The sequence below is a fragment of the Dactylosporangium sp. CA-092794 genome (genome assembly GCF_050948465.1).
Classification (GTDB): Bacteria; Actinomycetota; Actinomycetes; order Mycobacteriales; family Micromonosporaceae; genus Dactylosporangium.
The window spans coordinates 392,788-408,709 of sequence record NZ_CP192044.1 but is presented as its reverse complement, the minus strand read 5'-3'; the positions used below and the strand labels follow the sequence as shown (position 1 = coordinate 408,709).

Genomic DNA, 15,922 nt, shown 5'->3' with positions numbered 1-15,922 from the left:
CATAGTGGAAGGTAACTCAGGGCTGCAAGGGGATTGCTGGAAATTACTGGAGCACGGTACTGTCCGTGTGTGGGCGACACCGTTGAGGAGTTGGAGCGGCAGATCGAGGCGTTGCGCGCCGAGGTCCGCCAAGCGATGTCCGCCGGTGATCGGCCACGGGTTCGGGGGCTCAAGGCGGAGCTCCATGCGCTCGAGCGGGCCTGGGAGGAAGCCTTGGAGGAGCTCGCCCCGGATGCGGATGCCGATCGGATTCCCCAAGGCGCGGCGCCCGCGCTGCTGCCGCTGCGGGAACAGGTCCACAACGCGCTGACCCTGCTCACCGTGCCCACGGCGCCGCGGTTGATCGCCCAGGTGTACAACGCCTGCTTCGGCGGCGACATCCAGAGTGCCAAGCTCACAAGCCTGCGCCGCGACGAGGAGCGGTCGTTCCGGGTCGCGCCGTTCTCCCGGCCGTACTACCTCTGCGCCGCGCTCAACGCCGACCGCCTGACGCCGGCCCGTGCGCTGCTCGCGCTGTCGACCTGGCCGCTGGAGCGGCGGATCATCGGCGCGCTCAGCCCGCGGGTCGACTTCCTCAACGCCGCGGTCAGCATCGCGGAACACGTGGCCCGGCTGCCCGATAGCGATCGGGCCACGGCGCGCCTATTGTGGCTGTTCGCCGAGAACATCCCCGGCGCCGCGGACGGCATCGGCTCGGCCAAGCCCGACGCGGTCATCCGCGCCGCGCAGGCCGAGCTGCAAACCCACCAACCGGCCGACCGGTCGCACCGCGAAGCGGCCGCCGCCCGGGCCCGCGCCCAACTGACCGATGCCGAGCAGCTCTTCGGCCCCGGGCCGCTCAAAGCGGCGGCCGGCCAAGAATAGAAAAGCCGCGAAGGAAGTACGGACGTGAACAGCACCGAAGATCGGCTTGCGTCACTGCGCGGACCGGTGCCGCCGCAGGCCCACAACGCCCGCACGATCGCCGCGCTGACCACCAACCCGGGGTGCGTGCGCCGGGCGGTGATGGACGCCGCGGGGGTCGACAAGCGCGCGGTCGCCGCCCGCGTGGGATTCCCGCCGCCCTACGGCCAGTCGCCGTTCGCGATCACCCGCACCCGGGCGTTCATCGCGCAGGTCAAGGCCAACGGCTGCGCCGAGCTGCTGCGGATGCTGCGCAAGGTGCTCGACCTGTCGATCGGCGAGGCGGCGTACCTCGACCTCGAAGACGCCGGCGGCAACGAGACCCAGGAGGTCCGCCACGCGTTCGCGCGGCAGGTGCTGGGCGCCGCGGCCGAGCACGCCGACGACGCCGGCACGCTGTTCGACCATCCGCTGCTGCGCCTGCCGGTCGGCGGGCGGCAGGTCTTCCTGGAGCCGGACCTCATCGCCTTCCGGTACCGCGACAAGTTCTACGTCATCGAGATCAAGTCGTTCGCGGTGATCGACGGGCAGGCCGACGGCGGCCAGGTCGCGGTGGCCGCCGTGCAGTCCGCGGTCTACGTCGTGGCGCTGCGCCGGCTGATCGAGGAGCTCGGCCACGACCCGAATTGTGTCTCGCACGAGGTCGTGCTGGTGTGCCCGGAGAACTTCTCCAACCGCGCGGTCGCCACCAAGCTCGACGTCCGCCGCCAGCTCACCGTGCTCAAGCGCCAGCTGGGCCGGATGGCCCGCATCGACGCACTCCTCGACGAGCTGGACCCGGGGCTCACGCTCGACCTGCGGCCGGACCGCGACGGCGCGCCGACCCGCCCGGTGGGCGAGCTGTGCGACACGCTGGAGAACATCCCCGCGCGGTACTCCCCCGAGTGCCTGGCCACGTGCGAGATGTCCTACTTCTGCCGCCGCGAGGCGCACCGCACGACCCTCGCGCTGGGCAAGTCGGTGAGCGAGGAGCTCGGCAGCGTCGAGTCGATCGACACGGCGCTGGACCTCGCATCCGGCAAGCTCACTCCCGCTCCGGAGCAAATCGAGGCGGCAACGGTACTGCGGGAAGCCCTCCGAATACGCACCGAGCTCGTCGGGGCACCGGCGTGAGCTCCCTGACGTCGCTGGCCCGTGCGCTGGCCGTCCGCCACGAGGCGGCCCAGCAGATCACCACCGTCCGGCACACCCACATCAGCGCTCGCCCGCTGGTGCTCATCCCGCTCACGCTGGCCGGCGAGGCCAACGCCCCGCTGGCCGCGATGGTGGGCGACCGCCCGGACTCGGCCCGGCTGTTCGTAGTACCACAGCCAAAAAACCGTGACCAACGCTTCGCTTTCGCCGCCGAGCTCGGCCGCTATTTCATGTCCTATGTGGACGGTTTCGCCCGGCAGCAGGAAGAGGTGCGCGGCAACCGGCGACGCTTCGCCGACGCGCCGCAGCTGCTCGTGCCCAACCCGGGCGGCATCGGCTTCGTGCGCCTGTTCGGCCGCTCCACCCGCCTGCGCCGCACCTTCGGCGAATACGCCGTGCCGAAGGTCGTGCCGCTGTTCGGCCGGTGGCTGACGTTCTTCGCCGAGCGCGCCGAGTATCCGGGCTCGTCGCTGATGCCGGCCATGACCTCGGTGCTCGGCGCGCACTGGGCCACCGGCCAGAGCTCCGTCGAGGACGCCAACCTCGCCGCCCTGATGGCCTGGCTGGATCCGCCGGCCGGCCGCTCGCCGTTCGAGGCCGCGGCCGAGGCGGAGGACCCGGAGCTGTGGCCGCCGGCCGGCCCGACCACCGACCCGACGTTCGACAAGTCGCAGCTCGAGCCGGCCATCAACCGCTACGCGCGCACCGACGCCGACCCGGCGGCCCGCCGCCACGCCCTGGCCCACCTGGAGTCGACGCTGCGCGGCCAGCTGGAGCCGACCTGGCGGCTGATGTGGCGCGGCGTCGAGCTGCTGCGGGCGCTGCCGCCCGGCGTTCACGTCGTGGACCGCTGGGCCGAGGACCGCGACGCCTACACGGACTACGTCGAGTATGTGAGCACGCCGGGCTCGCTGCCCCAGCCCCGCCGCGACAGCGCCGTGGCCGCCGCCCGCCGGCTGAACCGGCTGGAGCGCGCCCAGGCCCGCTTCGACGCGCAGCGGGCCCTGGACGACCCGCTGGTCATGGCCGAGTTCCGGCTCGCCGGCGAGGCCTTCGCGGGCACCGTCGTGGCGGCCGAGCCGGACCGGATCGACGCCGGCGGCCCGCGCCGCAAGCTCCGCCCGCACATCACCGTGCGCACCGCGGACCCGCTGCGCCTCGCCCCGCGCACCGGCGTGCAGTCGCCCGCCCGGCCGGGGCAGAACGCCGAGATCCTCGAGGTCACCCCGGTGCCCGGCGGCGGCTTCGACGTAGTGCTGGAGCTCACCGGCGGCATGGGCAAGTCGCTGACCGCGGCGCCGGGCAGCGTCCCGGCCGTCGGCGAGCGGATCACCTACAGCCCGCTCACCGCCGGTTTCCAGCCCAACGGCAACTTCCCGAGCGCCGAGGACACGCCGTGGACGCACGGCGGCCCGCCCGCCCCGCCCGAACCGACCGAGGAAGACGCCGTGGAGGCCTGGTCATGACCGTCGACGTGTTCCCGGCCGTGCTGGAGGACCTGCAGTTCGGCGCCGCCCCCGGCGTGGTCGTCGACTCCCCGCCCGGCGCCGGCAAGTCGACGCTGGTCGTCCGCGCGGCCCGGCACATCGCCGGCTCCGGCGAGCCGCTGGCCGTCGTGGCCCAGACCAACGAGCAGGTCGACGACCTCATCGCCAACCTGTCCCGCGCCGAGCCGGCACTGCCGATCGGCCGCCTCTCCGCCCAGAACTACGTGCCAGTCCCCCGCATCAGCGAACACGGGACCGTGCAGGTCGACACCGCCGTGGCGGGTTTGGCCGGTTGCCGGGTCATCATCGGTACCGCCGCCAAATGGGCAACCCTCACCGAGGGCTCCTGGCCCTGGGCCATCGTCGACGAGGCGTATCAGATGCGCTCGGACGCCTTGCTGCAGGTCGCGGGCCGCTTCGAGCGCACCCTGTTCGTCGGCGACCCGGGCCAGCTCGACCCCTTCTCGACGGTGGAGACGGAACGCTGGGCGGGCCTGTCGTGGGACCCGCAGCTCAGCGCCGTGGCGGTGCTGCTGCGCCACAATCCCGAGGTCAAGGTCCACCGCCTGCCGATCTCCTGGCGCCTGCCGTCCAGCGCCGCCCCGGTCGTCTCCGAGGCGTTCTACCCGTTCACCGGCTTCGCCGCGGGCACCGGCCCGGCCGACCGCTGGCTCACGTTCTCCACGCACGCCTTCGGCGCGTCCCCGCTGGACGACACGCTCTCCACCGCGGTCATGTCGGGCTGGGCCCTGCACGAGCTCCCCGCCCGCCACGCCATGCGCACCGACACGGAGGTCGCCCAGTCCTGCGCGGACCTGGCCCTGCGCCTGCTCGAACGAGGGGTCGTGGCCACCTCGGAGAAGACCCCGGCCGGCTCGCTGATCACCGCGGACCGCATCGCGATCGGCACCGCCCACCGCGACCAGGCCGCCGCGGTCCGCCAGTACCTGCCGCCCGACAGCGGCATCACGGTCGACACCGCCAACCGCCTCCAGGGCCGCGAGTACGACGTCACCATCGTCTGGCACCCTCTGTCCGGCCGCCGCGACGCCACGGCGTTCCACCTGGAGGCCGGCCGCCTGTGCGTGCTGACCTCCCGCCACCGCCACGCGTGCATCGCGGTGGCCCGGGCCGGCATCACCGAGCTGCTGGACGCCCACCCGTCGACCGGCCGCATGTACCTCAACGAGGTCGTGAAGTTCCCGGACGGCTGGGAGGCCAACCAGGCCGTGATGTCCCACCTGGAACGCCACCGGGTCGCCGCCTCCGACCACCCCGGCCGCCACCGCCGCACCGGCTGACGGACGTCAGTCTTCCGCGCTGGGTACCCGCAGGGTCGTCGCCGCGCCAGGAAAGACATCGACGTATCCGCCGCGGCGACGCACTTCGAGGATCGGCTCCCCGACCGGCAGGCCCAACGACCGCCGCTCCGCGTCGTTCGGCATCCGGCCGCTCACTTCGTCGCCGGGCTCCAGCAACACGACGTCACGCGGTGACTGCTCGCGCACCGTGGCCCGCTGCCCCTTGTCTCTGGTTACGAGGCCCTCATTCTGCAGAACTTCAACCGCTCTCCGGACCGTTCCTCGGCCCAACCGATGCATCTGCGACAGATAGAGATCGGATGGCAGTTGCTTACCCGGCGGCACGGCGCCGGAGTAGATCTGATCCCGCAAGATGTCCGCAAGCTGTTTGTACACGGGCCGGTCCCCATAGTGATCGATCACCGCATCACGATATGCCAATCTATAGCCCTGTGGCCACTATCATATGTTGTTAGACAAATTCTCCCCCGCCCAACGCGGCCGATACGCGGCATCGATCGGGTCGGCCTTCGCCCCCGGCCGCCGCTGGTGGTCGCGCCTGCGGCCAGGGCGGACGAAAGTCTCCGCGATCATGATCACCGCCGGGACTGCACCACGGGTTTGCCATGATCACGGAGCCTTGTGGTACACGGGTGTACACGTTCACTCCGCGATCACGAAAAGCCGTTGGTGTCGGTGTCGCGTGCAGCATGATCGCGGAGACTTCCGGTCGCTGCGCGGCGCACGGCGACCGGCGTATGGGACATGATCACCGACCATGCCCGCCCCGGCGCATTGCGACGCACCGGGGGCGGGCATCGCGGCCACCTGCGGGCATCGCGGCGCCAGCGGTGCCGGTTGCCGGGTGACGCCGGCCGTGCCGTCACGGCCGCGCCGGCGCCGGTCCGTGGCGGGCACGCCACGGTCACCACGCGCCGGACAGCACCGCGGCCGGTCGCCCGGTGCCATCACAGGCTTTGCCACCGGGCTCGGGCGACATTGACCGTGGCGACTGGGGCTGGGTATCGTCGTGACAGGAAACCGTAAAGATTCTTAAGAGTTTCCTAAATTGGCGGCAGGGGGCACTGATGAGGATTCGTCGGGACGGGCGGCGCTCGGTGCGCCGGGCGGCGGTCATCGGGAGTGTGGCCGCCGTCCTTGCCGGCGTGATCGGGCTGGCCGGGGCGGCGCTCTCGGCGGAGACGAACCTGCTGACCAACCCCGGCTTCGAGAGCGGCACCCTGTCGGGGTGGTCGTGCGCATCGACGGCCTCCGTCGTCGCCGGCAACGCGCACGGCGGCGGCTACGCGCTGGCCGGCGGGGCCACCGCGTCCGACACCGCGCAGTGCACGCAGACCGTCGCCGTCCTGCCGAACTCGCACTACACGCTGACCGCCTGGGTCAAGGGTGCGTACGTATACCTAGGCACCAACAGCGGCGCGACCATCTGGACGCCGTCGGCCGGCTCGTGGACCCAGCTGTCCACGTCCTTCGACACCGGGTCCGCGACGAGCGTGCAGGTGTACCTGCACGGCTGGTACGCGCAGGGCACGTACTACGCGGACGACGTGGCGCTGTCCGGCCCGGCGCCGAACGGCAGCCCTTCGCCGTCGAGGTCCGCCTCACCTTCGGCCTCGTCGCCGGCCTCGCCGTCGCCGTCGGTCTCGCCCAGCCGGTCGGCGTCACCGTCGCCGAGCACTCCGCCGCCGCCGGGCACCTGGCACCCGAGCTACCTTTCCATCGGTACCGTCTACGCCCCAGGATCCACAGTGGACGGCTTCTTCTCGCAGCTGGCCACGCACGGCAAGCTGCCCGACTACGGGTACAAGTACCTGCTGGGCAACGAGCTGTCGAACTGGGGCAGCGTGGCGGGCACCCAGGTCAGCAGCGCCAAGCGGCTCGGCATGACGCCGGTGCTCGTGGAGTACGGCATGAATGGCAACATCGACGGCGCCGACGCGGCCTGGAACAACATGCAGAGCGCGGCCTGGGTGTCGCAGTTCTTCGCCGCGCTCCGGTCCGCCGCCCAAGGCGCCACGAGCAGCTCGGGCGGCAGCCCGGTCGGCTGGATCATCGAGCCGGACATGCTCGGCTACATCCAGCAGGGGCACGGCTCGGCCTACGGCAACGACGCCACCCGCATGCCGGCGGCCACCTCCGCCGCCTACAGCTCCGGCGTGCTGGGCGCCGGCGACCCGACGTATCCGAACACCCTGGCCGGGCTGGTCCAGGCGATCAACCACACGATCAAGAAGTACAACCCGAGCGCGTTCCTCGGCTGGCAGGTCAACACCTGGGCGGTCCGCAGCACGATCAAGGACACCGACACCATGGGTGTGGCCGCCGGTCACACGTCGATCGTCAACACCGCCAACCAGGTCGCCGGATTCCTTGGTACCGCGAAAATCACCAGCGAAGCGAACCTGGTCGCCTTCGACCAGTGGGGACAGGACTTCGGCATCTTCCGCGACCCGAACCCGGCCGGCAACGTGCGTTACCTCAACGCCACCCACTGGAACAACTATTTGCTCTACGTCAAGACGATCCGTACGTCGCTCAACCTCCCCGCCGTGCTGTGGCAGATCGCGGCCGGCCACCTCAACTCGACCAGGACACCCAGCCCGACGTACTGGAACGCGAGCGGCCAATTCCCCAACCTCGACGACGTGTCGGCCAACCGCTACGAGGACTCCGCCGCCAGCTACTTCTTCGGCGACTCCATGACGATGAGCGGCAACAACCTGTCGTTCTTCGGCTCCAACGCCGACGCCGACCCGAAGGTCTCGGTCAACGGCAGCACGGTGACGTGGGGCTCGCACCTCCCCGACGCGAAGAACGCGGGCATCGTCGCCATCATGTTCGGCGCCGGTACCGGAACCGGCACCTACGGCGTGCCGGAGATGGTCGGCACCTACCAGAGCACTCCGTCTGACTACGACTACTGGGTCACCCGTACGCAGTCGTATCTAGCCGCTCCGGTACCCCTATGAGCGCGACAGGGCGTACAACTGACCGACCGTGACCGGCCGCGAACGCCGCTCCAGTCGGGTGGCGAGCGCGAGTAGCAGCTGCGCGGTCGTGAAGGCATCGCCGAGTGCGTGGTGCGGCGTGTGGACGGGCAGCCCGAGCCGCGTCGCGGAGGACTCCAGGTTCGGTTCGCGGCCGGTGTCGCGGTCGGCGAGGTGGCAGGCGCGTAGGAGCCCCGCGGTGTCGATCATCGTCCGGCCCAGCCGGCGACCGCGCGGGCGCAGCGCCCGGTCCAGGAACGCGCGCTCCACCCAGGCCGCGTGGGCCACCGGCACACGGCCGGACAGGAGCTCTACGAGCTCGTCGACAACGTCGCCGAGCGGCGGGGCGTCGGCGAGGTCGGCGCCCCGCAGGCCGTGCACGGTCATGGCGGCGACGGAGATCGGGCGGGCCGGACGCAGCTGCCGGTACACCACCTCCGCGCACGGGATCCGGGCGTGCCGGACCGGCACCGCGCCGTACGACACAATCTCGTCCCGGCGCAGGTCCAGCCCGGTTGTCTCCAGGTCCACCACGCAGAACTCCGCCTCCCGCCAAGGTGTGCGCGGGTCGGGCGCCGGCAGCGGCACGCGCCTCATTCGGGCAGCCGGTTGAGCCAGTGCCGATCGACCCGCGCCTGGACGAGCGCGATCGCCCGGAACGTCTCGCGCAGGTGCCGGCGGGTGAGCGAGTCCAGCTCCTTCGGCGCGATGAACGTCGACGTCGGCGCGCCGCCGGAGCGCAGTGCGTGTACCTCATGGTGCAGCAGCAACCCGTAGACGTTTTCGAAGCCGCCGGCCAGCGTGTCCGCCTCGTCGGTGGTGAGCAGCCCGAGGCCGGCGCCGCGGTGCAGGCGCTCGACCGTGGTACCGCTGGCGTCGCCGGCCGCGATGGCGATCCACCGGGCCAGCGCGACCACCGGGGTGAGCCCGCCCGGCTTGAGGTCGAGCTGCCCGCGGTGCTCGCCGCTGTGCTGGACGACGAAGTCGCGGATGAACCCGGTGGGCGGCCGCCAGCGCAGCGCCTCATCGAGCAGCGCGCGCAGGAACTGGCTGGTCCGGGTGTGGGACCGGATGGTCTGGGTGAGCGAGTCGCCCAGCTCCGGGTCGGTCAGCGGCCGGCTGTCCGCCACCATCGCCGACAGCAGCAGCGCGTTGTCCTGGGTCGGATCGTGCTGCCAGCCACGGGCCGCCGCGATCCAGTCCGACCGGGCCCGGCTGAAGACCGGGTTGTGCGCGTTCGCCCCGTTCGTACACAACGAAAACCCGCACCGTTGCAGGCCGCGCAGCACCTCGCGGGCCTCGGCGCGAATCGCCTCTTCCTCCCGGCAACCGTCCGCCCAGATCAGCGCGGTGTCCACATCGGACAGTGGCAGCGGCTCCTTGCGGGCCAGGGAGCCGAGCAGGACCCACGAGTGCCGCAAGCCGTCCATTGCCGGGTGGGTTTCGAGCTGGAGGGTACGCCGGACCGCCGCATCGACCACCGCCGCGTGGATCGCCCCGATCTGCCCCGCGGGTACCCCGTCGTCGCACAGCTCCACGAGCATCGTGGGCAGCAGCCGGCACGCCGCGGCCAGCTCCTCGATGTCCCGGGCCTCGCCGATCGCCGAGCGGACCAGCAGCGAGTCCCGCACCTCGGCCCCGGCCAGGTCGACCGCCCGGAGTACCCCCACCGGCCGCTCCGCGTGGTCGACGACCACCAGGTGGTGTACCCCCCGCTCGATCATGCGCAGCAGCCCGGCCGACTGCGCGGCGCCCTCCTCGATGGTCAGCGCCGGCACCGTGGCCAGCGCCGTGATCGGGGCGTCGACGCCGACCTCCCCGGTCCCCACCTGCCGGCGAAAGTCGAGATCGGTCACGATGCCGAGTTCGCCGCCGGCCCGCACCAGCGCGCACGACTGCCGCGCCGCGCCGATCCGCTCCGCGACATCCCGCACCCGGTCCGTCCCGTCGCACCAGACGATCGGGCGTACCAGCCGGGCCAGCGGCTGGGCAACCCGGCCGAGCCCCCGGACGAGCCGCAGCCCCGCCGGCGGATCCGCGATCCGCAGGCACAGGCTCTCCTCATGCGCCCGGACCAGCACCGGCGACGGCAACCCCGACCGCACCCACTCCAGCCCGAACATGTCACCCGGCCCCAGGAGGTCCACCACCCGCCCGCCGTCAACGACCTCGAGCGCACCGGTCCGCACCACCCACACATGCGTCAGCGATTCCCCGACGGCGACAACGGTGGCGCCGGCCGCGAAATACTCGACCTCAAGCCGCCGGACCACCCGCTGCAACTCGTCGGCGCTCAGCGCATCAAACGGCGCATGACCACCGAGAAAATCCGCGAACTCCTTCACCGCTCAAACCGCCTCAACCTCGCGGATCCCGGCCGCGGTGAGCTTTCCGGCCCACCCCGCGATCTGCTCCGGCGTCGCCTCCGCCCACCGCCGCCCGGCGGCCCGCACCCCGTGCCGCCGAAACCCGATCACCTTGACCCGCACGCGAGAGTCGACGGAGAGCAGCCATGCGGCGGTCTTTTCCAGCGACGAGTCATCGTCATTCACATTTGGCACAAGCAGCAGTCGTACTTCATAAAGCCTCCCGGCCCCCGCGAGCTGGCGGATCGAGTCGAGCACGCGGTCGTTCGGCCGGCCGGTCAGCCGGATGTGCAGATCCCGATCGAGGGCCTTGAGGTCGATCATCGCCTTGTCCAGCACCGGAATCAAACTGTCCCAGACAGTCTGCGGCGCGTCGCCGTTGCTGTCGATGTATCGCGTGAGCTGTTGCTCGCCTTCCCGCAGCGCGGCGAAGAAGTCCCGCACAAACCCCGCTTGCCGGGTGGCCTCCCCGCCGGACACGGTGACGCCGGACAGATACGGCGCCGCCGCGCGCACCTGTTCGACGAGTTCCGCCACCGACCACATTCGGGCCGCGCGCGACCCGGCCGGGATCGTCTGCGGATTGTGGCAGGCCAGGCAGTCGAAGTCGCACCCTTGCAGGAACACGACAAACCGATTGCCCGGCCCGTCCACGCACGAGAAGCGAATGACGTCAGCGACCAGCCCGCGGGTCGCTCTCATGGCTGATCACCCGCTTGACACTCCGCCGGTCCACATGCGAGTTCCGGATGGATCCGGCCCCGAGAACCGTCGACTCGTGCCGCGCATTCTTGGCCAGGTCCGACTTGCGCACCAGGTAGCCGGTGATCCGGATGAAGTCGTTGCTGTCCAGGTTGAACGTGAAGTCCCGCATGCCGTTGCTGAACACACCCCGGATGATGTCGACCACGGCCCGCGGATTCCGCCGTACGGTGTCGTCGAACGCCAGCACGTCGCTGACCCCCGCCGCGAACAGCCGATGGTGCGGCGCCACCGCGCTGAGATGCTCGAACAGCGCCGGCTCCCGCCCGACGGGAATCCGCGTCCCGGCGGTCACGCCCACGTCGCTGTCGATCCCCGACTGCGCGTGCAGGAACGCCCGCCCGCCGTTCCCTTCGCAGTACGGCAGCGGCCTCGCCGCAACCAACGCGGCGACCGTCTCGGTGATGCGGTACGACAGTTCGTTCGCCTCGGCATCGCGCCCGTAGGCTTTGTGGTCGAGCAGTCCTTCGACCGCCTCCGCCAGACCGTAGATCCCGAACATCGCCGAGAACCGGTCCAGCGAGATCAGCCCCTCGTCAACCAGCCAGTCATGCTCGTAGAACCCGGCCACCTCGACGAGATACCGAACCCGCGCCTCGATCAGCTGGGCCGTCAACTCGACATAATGCGGCAGCGTCTCGGTCAGGAACGTCTCCGTGGTGCCCCCGCACTGCCGGGCCACCTCGGCCAAGTTCAGGCGGACCAGCGTATGCGACCCACCCCCGACTTTCAGCGAGTTGTAGCAGCTGACCACGGCATAGTCCGCGCCCAGATCCCCAACCATCATCGGATGGTTCGCGAAGTGCGGCTTCGCACACTCGAACACCGTCCGCACCCCATCGAGCACCAGGTCATCCGGAGTGCTTGCGGGGTCAACTTTGAGCGTCAAATTGGGCACCACTTGCTTGAGCTCCCGCTCCAGCCGCAGAATCGTCCGCCCAACCCGCGTGTCCTCCGGCCCGATATTGGTATGCACGAAGGCATCCGGCAACATCCGATCGAGCGAGATCCAGAACAGCCGCAGCCGCTTGTACAACTCCTCGTCGCCGACCCCGTCCACATAGGGCGCCAGCAGCTTGTCGAGATCCCCGAGATAGACGGGGTACGTCGTGATGGACGGCACCGCGGTGTAGGCAATCAGCAGAAACGCAAGCGCCTCATCAAGGTCTCGCGCCGGCTCAAGCTCCAGAAACGCGGACCCCTGCCGCAGCAGAACCCCGTAGTCCGGAAGCACGTAACGAGGCCGGTACGGCGCATGCCCCTCGGCGAGATCACAGATGACGCCCTTCTCCAGCGCCTCCCGACACGCCTCACCGACCGCCGGCCCGTCAACGGCTTCCTCGGCCAGCCCAGCCAGCCGATGCAGCCGCTGCCGGTAGGTCAACCCCGCATCAGCAACGGTCCCCCGCACGCGAAACTGCAGCTCAGCCATGTCCACACCTTGAAGCTAGGCCCGCCCCCTCCGCCCGCGTAGTGCCCAAAGTCCCGAGTGTTTCATCGCTTAGGCTCATACCATGGCGCTGTCCCAGATCGAACAGTCCGCCGTCGAGGCGGCGCTTGCCGAGTACGACGAGCTCGGCCGGCAAGCGTTCCTCAGCAAGTACGGCTTCGGCGTTGCTACGACGTACTTGCTGCGGCATCGCGGTCGCTTCTATGACCCCAAGGCAATCGTGGGCGCGGCCAACCAATACGCCCCGGATGGCCGTCCGCTGAAGCCGAACGAGTTCGACGCAACCAGCGCCATCGCCCGATTGGAGAGGCTTGGCTACGAGGTAGTGCCCTTCTCCGGCTTGTGGTGGGTGAATCAGGGTGCCACATACAAGGCCGAGCGGGACGGCGGCTACCTATGGGCACCGCAGCAGACGAAGTCCGGCCGCTCGGTAGCTCACCATAAAGACGTCAACAACCTGACCGTCGGACAGCGGATCATCCACTACGCCGATAACCGCATCCGCGCGGTCGGCACGGTCGCGGAGGCTCCGTACGAGGCGCAACGCCCGGCCGAGTTCAATACCGACGCGTGGGGCGACCTCGGCTACCTCTGCCCGGTCGACTATTACGAGCTGCCGACCCCGATCCCGCGTGACGACATCCGGGACCGCGGCCCGGACGTCGGCCCGTTCACGAAGGACGGCAACGTCAAGCAGGTGTATCTCGTGCCGATCAACCATCCACACGTGTGCACCATGCTCGAGTTCCTCAACAGCCGGATCCCGGACTTGTTCCAGAGCCCGATCACTCACCCGCATGCGAGCGCAGCGCCGAGTTCTATGGCGGAGCCGTCCGGACCGACAGATCCGATCCTCGAAGCGCTCCTGGCCTTCAAGAATGTGGTTCTGGAGGGTGTACCCGGAACCGGCAAGACGTATGCGATCCAGCGCCTCGCAGAAATGTGGCGTGGTCGGACCGGACGGGAGTTGCTCTCCTCCGACGGCCGGCCGTATCGGGCAATCGTCCTGCACCCAAGCAGTTCTTATGAGGACTTCGTCGAGGGCTTGCGACCCGGCGTGCACAAACCGGATAGTTCGCCCCGAATGTTCGATCAACCGGTCGTTGTAGACGGTGGCTTCAGCATCCAGGACGGCTTTTTCCTCGGCGTGTGCGCGGCGGCCGCTGCCGCACCGGATCGGGATGTCCTGGTGCTCCTCGATGAGCTCAATCGATGCAACGTGCCGAGCGTGTTCGGCGATCTGCTCCTGACGCTTGAGGCGTCACGGCGGGCAACGTTCGTCGGTAGTGGTGGGACGCCGTCGACCGCCGAGCATTGGCGCGTGGACACACCGGCCCAGCTGACGTACTCGGGCCGGACCTTCTTCGTGCCCGACAACGTCTACGTCATCGCCACGACCAACACCACCGACCGGTCGGTGGCACCGCTCGACGCCGCCCTGCGCCGCCGATTCGCGTTCTATCGCCTCGAACCGACAATGCCGGACGGTGACTCGCTGCCCGCCTCGGTGGCGAGTCCAGCGCGCGATTTGTTCATTCAGTCCGCGAAGGTGCTACGAGACCTCAACGATCACGCTCTCCGGCCATGCCTAGGCCCCGACGCCATGCTTGGTCAGTCGTATCTCTACGCGGTAGCGGACGCGCTGCAGCAGGCCTCGAGCCTGGAGGCAGCAATGCGCCTGCTTCAGCTGCAATGGCGATACACGATTCTGCCGCAACTCATCGACACCGTCCGCGGCCTCGGCGCCGACGATCTGCTTGACACGAATACTCGCGAGAGCTGGTTCGCGCAGCATCGTGAGCTAGACCAGGTCCGCAAGACCGCCCTGCCGGCGCTGAGCCAGCTCGACAGCTTCTTGCAACAGTCCTTGGAGCTCCAACTGGTCGTCGACGGCACCGGGCTGGCGCGCGGTGCACGGATCGCCACGTTCCGAGTGAGCGCCTCCACCCCTCTACCATCTGACGCGGATACCGAGGACGACGACACGGAAGGAAGCGTCGAAGAGTACCTCGGGGATGTCCTCGATGGACTGGACGACAACGCGTGAGCATCACGCTGACGGCAGCGCCTCGTGGTGCACGAATCGGCTTCACCGCCGCGGGCAACTCGGATCATCAGATTGTGGTAAGCGTAGCGCCGAAGCTGTGGCGACCACCGGAGACGGCGCGGACCGTGCACGTCACGCAATGGCCGCAGCGGCGACATCACGAAGTTGTCCTGTATGAGCTGGACCGACTGCACGTCACCGCGGACGAACCGTCGATGGAGGACCTGCTAGAGCGCTGCCTGGAGGTGTCTCGGCGGACCCACCTCGGCGCCGTGCGCTGGGATAGCAGTTTGTTGGCTCCGGATGTACGGCCAAAGCAGCTTGATCCCGCAAACGTCCGCGGGCTGGATCCGGAACACCGAGGAGTTACGACAGAGCTGCTGCAGCTCTTCGACCGGCTCGATTTGCTGACCCCGCCGCCGGCGATGCTGCATGCGATGCCGCAACGCTCCCCGCTGCATCGGCCGCTACTCTGCCGACGCTTCTTGGACGAGATCGTCGCCCGACGACACGCAATCCGCCGCGGCTACCGGCCGGTCGTAGCGACCCGCGCATCCATTCGCGGCCAAATCAGCGCGACCAGTGCGGTTCGACACGTGGCGACCGGCGATCCGCGACTCGTCTGCCGATACGAGGAACTCACCGAGTCCACCGAACTGCTCGGCATTTTGTGTGCTGCGCTCGAACGCATCGCCGACGGCATTGGCGTACGTTCAGTCTTCCGGGGTCGCTTCAGCGAGCAGCAGCTCCGGCACGACGCCGTAACCCTGCGCCGAGTCTTCGCCACCGTGACGACGATGCCCGTCACCGCGGCGCTGCGCATTGGCCCTAGGCTGCACCTCAACCGCCTCGACCGCCCCTGGGCCGATGCGTTGCGCCTGGCGCTCGCGATCCTAGCGAGCACGGAGCTCACTCCGGACCATTCCGGCCGACCAAACGCGGACGCGGTTGAGCTGTCCATCCCCACCGACAAGCTGTGGGAAGAGATCGTCCACCGAGTCCTCACTCGCAGCCGATTCACGCAGGTCATCGCCCAGTCGGAGTTGCCCGTTGACCTCGTCGCGGACCCGTGGGTCGACGATCCACCAAAGCCGAGCGAGAGCCGCCCCGACAACGTGGCCTGGCAGGACAACGCCATCTGGATCGCCGATGCGAAGTACAAGACGCTCGCGGCAAGCAAGCCACCAGACCGCGGCGATCAGTACCAAATGTTCTCCTACACCCATCTGTTGGAGGACGTCGACGGCACCGTCGCACGCGCCCTGCTCGTCTACCCCGGCGAGGGCAACATCCGCAGTTGGCGCCGCGGCCGCGACGGTATTCAGGCACCGGTCCGATTGGCAACGGTACGAATTCCGTTCCCTCAGCCGCCGGATGCGCAAACACCGGCGGCGTGGGACAACTACCTCGACACAGCCGCCGAACGCTTCCGCGACGCGATCGCCGCCGTCCGGTAATCCGACC

General features: G+C 69.5%; 12 protein-coding genes. 7 read left to right on the top strand and 5 right to left on the bottom strand.

The genetic code is table 11. The features are described from left to right. Positions 1 to 69 precede the first annotated feature (69 nt). Genes ACQPXD_RS01790 through ACQPXD_RS01775 form a run of 4 tightly spaced genes read left to right on the top strand, consistent with a single transcriptional unit; the run spans position 70 to position 4,825 of the window. Positions 70 to 864, top strand: a complete 795-nt coding sequence (locus tag ACQPXD_RS01790) for a hypothetical protein (RefSeq protein ID WP_432834136.1) — start codon at positions 70 to 72, stop codon at positions 862 to 864. A 24-nt stretch (positions 865 to 888) separates the two neighbouring features. After that, positions 889 to 2,016, top strand: coding sequence for a hypothetical protein (locus tag ACQPXD_RS01785; protein ID WP_432834134.1), 1,128 nt, complete (start codon positions 889 to 891; stop codon positions 2,014 to 2,016). Next, positions 2,013 to 3,503: a hypothetical protein gene (locus ACQPXD_RS01780; RefSeq protein WP_432834132.1), complete on the top strand. Its 1,491-nt coding sequence runs from the start codon at positions 2,013 to 2,015 to the stop codon at positions 3,501 to 3,503. The genes ACQPXD_RS01785 and ACQPXD_RS01780 overlap by 4 nt, the downstream gene beginning before the upstream one ends. Next, complete coding sequence (locus tag ACQPXD_RS01775) at positions 3,500 to 4,825, top strand: AAA family ATPase (protein WP_432834130.1); 1,326 nt, start codon at positions 3,500 to 3,502, stop codon at positions 4,823 to 4,825. The genes ACQPXD_RS01780 and ACQPXD_RS01775 overlap by 4 nt, the downstream gene beginning before the upstream one ends. Before the next feature lie 6 nt (positions 4,826 to 4,831). On the opposite strand, the gene ACQPXD_RS01770 is transcribed toward ACQPXD_RS01775, so the two are convergent. Next, positions 4,832 to 5,248 (bottom strand): GntR family transcriptional regulator, encoded by a 417-nt coding sequence (locus ACQPXD_RS01770; RefSeq protein WP_432834128.1) that lies wholly within the window; start codon positions 5,246 to 5,248, stop codon positions 4,832 to 4,834. A gap of 665 nt (positions 5,249 to 5,913) precedes the next feature. Here ACQPXD_RS01770 and ACQPXD_RS01765 point away from each other — a divergent pair. Beyond that, on the top strand, positions 5,914 to 7,815 hold the full coding sequence (locus ACQPXD_RS01765) for a carbohydrate binding domain-containing protein (protein ID WP_432834127.1): 1,902 nt from the start codon (positions 5,914 to 5,916) through the stop codon (positions 7,813 to 7,815). Here the strand turns inward: ACQPXD_RS01765 and ACQPXD_RS01760 are convergent. Genes ACQPXD_RS01760 through ACQPXD_RS01745 form a run of 4 tightly spaced genes read right to left on the bottom strand, consistent with a single transcriptional unit; the run spans position 7,810 to position 12,393 of the window. Beyond that, positions 7,810 to 8,430 carry an exonuclease domain-containing protein gene (locus ACQPXD_RS01760; protein ID WP_432834125.1) on the bottom strand — a complete coding sequence of 207 codons (621 nt, stop codon included), beginning with the start codon at positions 8,428 to 8,430 and terminating at the stop codon, positions 7,810 to 7,812. The two genes, ACQPXD_RS01765 and ACQPXD_RS01760, sit on opposite strands and share 6 nt — an antisense overlap. After that, positions 8,427 to 10,178, bottom strand: coding sequence for a putative nucleotidyltransferase substrate binding domain-containing protein (locus ACQPXD_RS01755; protein WP_432834123.1), 1,752 nt, complete (start codon positions 10,176 to 10,178; stop codon positions 8,427 to 8,429). The genes ACQPXD_RS01760 and ACQPXD_RS01755 overlap by 4 nt, the downstream gene beginning before the upstream one ends. Before the next feature lie 3 nt (positions 10,179 to 10,181). Then, positions 10,182 to 10,901 carry a radical SAM protein gene (locus ACQPXD_RS01750; protein ID WP_432834121.1) on the bottom strand — a complete coding sequence of 240 codons (720 nt, stop codon included), beginning with the start codon at positions 10,899 to 10,901 and terminating at the stop codon, positions 10,182 to 10,184. Further along, the gene (locus ACQPXD_RS01745; RefSeq protein ID WP_432834119.1) at positions 10,873 to 12,393 is read right to left on the bottom strand and encodes a YjjI family glycine radical enzyme; all 1,521 of its coding nucleotides are present in this window, start codon (positions 12,391 to 12,393) and stop codon (positions 10,873 to 10,875) included. The genes ACQPXD_RS01750 and ACQPXD_RS01745 overlap by 29 nt, the downstream gene beginning before the upstream one ends. Positions 12,394 to 12,475: 82 nt before the next feature. Here ACQPXD_RS01745 and ACQPXD_RS01740 point away from each other — a divergent pair, with 82 nt between their 5' ends. Both ACQPXD_RS01740 and ACQPXD_RS01735 read left to right on the top strand, forming a co-directional pair. Next, a complete protein-coding gene (locus ACQPXD_RS01740) occupies positions 12,476 to 14,458 on the top strand; it encodes an McrB family protein (RefSeq protein WP_432834117.1) in 1,983 nt (660 codons plus the stop codon). Then, positions 14,455 to 15,915, top strand: coding sequence for a 5-methylcytosine restriction system specificity protein McrC (locus ACQPXD_RS01735; RefSeq protein ID WP_432834115.1), 1,461 nt, complete (start codon positions 14,455 to 14,457; stop codon positions 15,913 to 15,915). Before ACQPXD_RS01740 ends, ACQPXD_RS01735 begins: the two co-directional genes overlap by 4 nt. Positions 15,916 to 15,922: the final 7 nt, after the last annotated feature.